At 43.1% G+C, this 3,556-nt stretch carries 3 protein-coding genes and 1 pseudogene; 1 reads left to right on the top strand and 3 read right to left on the bottom strand.

The window, feature by feature from the left end; translation table 11 throughout:
- A pseudogene (locus GSQ95_RS27360) lies at positions 1–222 on the top strand (hypothetical protein); the annotation flags it as partial.
- Between the two features lie 18 nt (positions 223–240).
- Here GSQ95_RS27360 and GSQ95_RS25125 read toward each other — a convergent pair.
- Genes GSQ95_RS25125 through GSQ95_RS25115 form a run of 3 tightly spaced genes read right to left on the bottom strand, consistent with a single transcriptional unit; the run spans position 241 to position 3,153 of the window.
- Positions 241–1,404: an MFS transporter gene (locus GSQ95_RS25125; protein WP_158895888.1), complete on the bottom strand. Its 1,164-nt coding sequence runs from the start codon at positions 1,402–1,404 to the stop codon at positions 241–243.
- 16 nt (positions 1,405–1,420) lie between these two features.
- Positions 1,421–2,425 (bottom strand): hypothetical protein, encoded by a 1,005-nt coding sequence (locus tag GSQ95_RS25120; RefSeq protein WP_158895890.1) that lies wholly within the window; start codon positions 2,423–2,425, stop codon positions 1,421–1,423.
- 5 nt (positions 2,426–2,430) lie between these two features.
- Positions 2,431–3,153 (bottom strand): DUF6065 family protein, encoded by a 723-nt coding sequence (locus tag GSQ95_RS25115; protein ID WP_158895892.1) that lies wholly within the window; start codon positions 3,151–3,153, stop codon positions 2,431–2,433.
- Between the last annotated feature and the right edge of the window lie 403 nt (positions 3,154–3,556).

The following is a 3,556-nucleotide window of genomic DNA, read 5'->3' as shown; positions in this document are numbered from 1 at the left end:
CAAGTACCGCGAGCTCTTCGCCAAACACCTGAGCCGGGTCACCGGCCTGAATCTCCTGGCCTCGAACCCATGAAGCAGATCCTCCCGCTCCTCATCCTAACCGTGACCTTGCCCCTGGCCGCCCAGGCCGCCAGTCTTACCGTGGTCGAAGACTGCGGCGGCGTCTCTGCGTTGCCCTACTACCTAGTCTGTCGAAAGAAAATCACGAAAGCCTTTTGTTGATGCGTCTGCGCGCAACCGTTAGGTCAATATAAATTCCTGATGAATCTTTTTACCCGCTTTTGTAAATAGAGGCGCTACAGATGCCAGAACGCACAGAGATCCAAATAAAAGCGCTGCTCCTGCGCCAAGGTGTGCTGAGAGAAAACCAGCAAGCGGAATGCATACAACCATAGATAGCTTCTGAAAACATCCAGTTATGCCGGCTACTCGACCGAGAACGCTCCGCTCGACGATCTTCTGACGTAGGGACCACCCGGAAACAACAAGAAATACAGCGAACCACCCAGTTAACAATAGCGAGACCACAATGCCTGGAAAATTAGGAAAAAACAATGGAACCAATCCAGATATAAACAGCATTAGAGCAGAAAACTTAGCTACAGAAAGGTAACTGCGAGCGCCTCTTAGTTTTTCGTACGTGAGACCAGCCGCTATTGAAGCCAGCGCACCGACAGTTAATAGATACGCAGAATGCTCTGGCTGAACTATCCCACACTCCACGGCATACCCAATCAAATACAACGAGCTTATCCCAACATAAGCGTTATTACCCATCATCATCAATGTCATTACAACCAGCGGCTTTATAGCCAAAAATTCACGAATAGACTGAACGAATGATAACTGATTATCTTTTTTATTAGCCTCAACATCACTTTCTGGCGAAAGCTTTCCATACAAAAAAGCCGAGACCACATAAAAACACGCAGCGCACAGAAAAAATGGTTCCGGATTAATGGCCGCAAGCAATATACCAGCCACGATCGGTGATACAAGCCCGGCAATGTTCTGCATTATCATAGAAAGAGAATTTGCGCGGTCAAACTTAGAGCTATCGAACAGCGCAGGCAAGATGACAATTTTTAAATTGGAGCTCAAGTAAGAGACAAGAGACACCATGACCATCACACCGTAAACAAGCAGACTATTATGGCCAACTGAAAAAAGGAAAAACCCTAACATTAGGAGAGCTAATGCAAAATTAGCAGATTTGCCTATAACTCGCTTAGACCCTCTATCAACAAACTTACCTATCACGTAGCCTAACGTTACAGGACCGAGAAACTCGCAAGCTTTCAGCAAGCTTGATCCAATATCATTGCCAGCAATTAGAAGCTTCAAAGGGAAATAGGTAAACAATACCTGTATGAGAAGCGTATCCATATTGAAAATGATCAGCATAAGCCATGAGTACATATCAAGCCCCCATTACAACCCTCTTTGAAAAAATAGCTTCTAAAGAACTACTTAATATTTTGACGTGATCAGGACAAGCAAATTTTTCGAGCCTCGCAAACAATTGAAATGCTGGGTGTAGTTGGGCAAGCACTATGGCCATAGCGGATATCTTCGATCTAGCGGGATGACTCAATATTAAATTTTCGAGCCCCGCAAAGTCAAAATTATTCAATTCATCAAGATGTAGTAGTGCAGCTATTTCCAAGATAATCCTTACCCGATTTTCGCGTCGCTGAACGCCCATATCCAATCGAATGATGTTGAAAAAAATTGCTCCAACAACCGTGATCCTTGAGCAACCAGTCATTACCCACTGTTCAGATAAAGACGCAAAAACACTGCGCTCCGAATAATCCAAATAGCTGAAATGAGGTTCAAATGAAATCAGAAGAAACAGCTCACCTTCGATATTTATGATCGGCAAATAAAAGTCTTTTACATCTATAGGCGCGTCCTCATGCCGACCTATGTAGATAGGTCGCGTAAGCGTCATATCTTTTTCAGCCCAATAGTCAGCGGCAAACGCTTTTACTGACAACTCGTTAAGCTCGATGAACCCCGCCTCGTTAAAACCTAAATGCTTATAGCCCGACAACTGCAACTTTTCCAAAAAATACGGGTAGTTTTCCTTAGGTACATAAACGTCAATGTCTGCTCTTTTTGAGAGAGGCAGGACAGGTTCAAAATCCATGTTACGGCAGAAGCCCTGAATGAAAACACCAGATACCTTGTTGAACAGCGCCTGAAGCGATTTTATTTCAGAGATTTGCATCTGATAGATTTTTCTGAAAAAGGTGATGATTGTCTCCGTCTCTACAAAGCTAGCAAACCCTATATTTTCGATTTGATTGTCAGTGTAGGCATCTATATTAGAGAAAAAAACCTCCTTATCTACCTCTGATATCCGGACCAGATCCTTGACTAAAATTTGAGAAAGGAAGCCTAGCACATCATCTTTTAACATATGATTCACCGAATATTTTTTCTTGCTGAAACTCTATATGAGCCTGGCCTAGCTGAATTCCTACGAGTATTCGTTCCAAGCATTTTTTCTAAATAAACACTTGGCACTTCATCATCGTACCCTACTACTTCAAATGAATACCCACGTTTGGCATGAGACACTTTTGGCAGAATAACAACCTGTAGGAAGGGTTTATCTTTCCTGAAACAAATTGGCTTATCCGTCTTCACTATATCTATATTGGTAAAAAGCGGACCTGCCCACCAGTCGGTTTCCACTACACCTTCGACTATGAAGTAGTCTGTTGTACGAGCTTGATTAATCGGAGATCTGATCCAAAGGCTATGATCGATTGGCGTATCTACAAACAGCCCAGACCATAGCTGCAATATCCCTTTCTCTGGAAAGGACTCAAGAAAGACAGGAAGAGCAGGATGAAGACTTTCATCAAACTTAGATGACCAGGATAAAGCACTGTCTGGCAGAAAAATTCTATCAACGATTATCCAACTATCATCTAGCCCTTCAAATTGAATAAATGTTTGGGTTCCATCCCATAGCAGATTGAAATCTATGGGCGGATAAATTAGCCACCCCAAGCTATTAGCGACCAAGAACGGTTCGCAGTGCTGATAGGCCCTCGCGGGTATTTCACCGTTGATAGCGGTAGATGGTCGACGAGGATCAGGACTATCAGGCCAAAACTTATAAAACTTTACTGTGTCCATTTTGCCATCCAAAAGTTGGCCCCAGAAGGGACCAACTTTGTATCACCCTGACTTAGGCCTTAGAAGAGCCGCCACCAGCGGAGTTGCTTTGTACTCCCTGAGAAGTAACCGAACGTACAGCGGTAGAAACGGTAATTTTTTGCATTCTTAGTTCCTCACTAATTGATTAAACGCCTCAAGGGCAATGCAATACTTATAACTCAAGGAAGGAATGTCAAATTATAATTTCAGCCAAACCAGCAGATATATATAGGAATGCGCGCGTAGCACTACCGTCTTATCAAAGATAGCAGAAAATTCTTGATACAATTGGCATTTAAATAAAAAAATGGATTTGAATGGCCATCGTTATGATATTAAAAAGATATCAAAACGCCGGTGAGCCAGTAATAGCAACGCTTCC

The sequence above is a fragment of the Pseudomonas sp. BAV 4579 genome (genome assembly GCF_009765395.1).
Lineage (GTDB): Bacteria > Pseudomonadota > Gammaproteobacteria > Pseudomonadales > Pseudomonadaceae > Chryseomonas > Chryseomonas aestiva.
The sequence above is the reverse complement of the archived record's forward strand: the minus strand, read 5'-3'. Positions and strand labels throughout refer to the sequence as shown.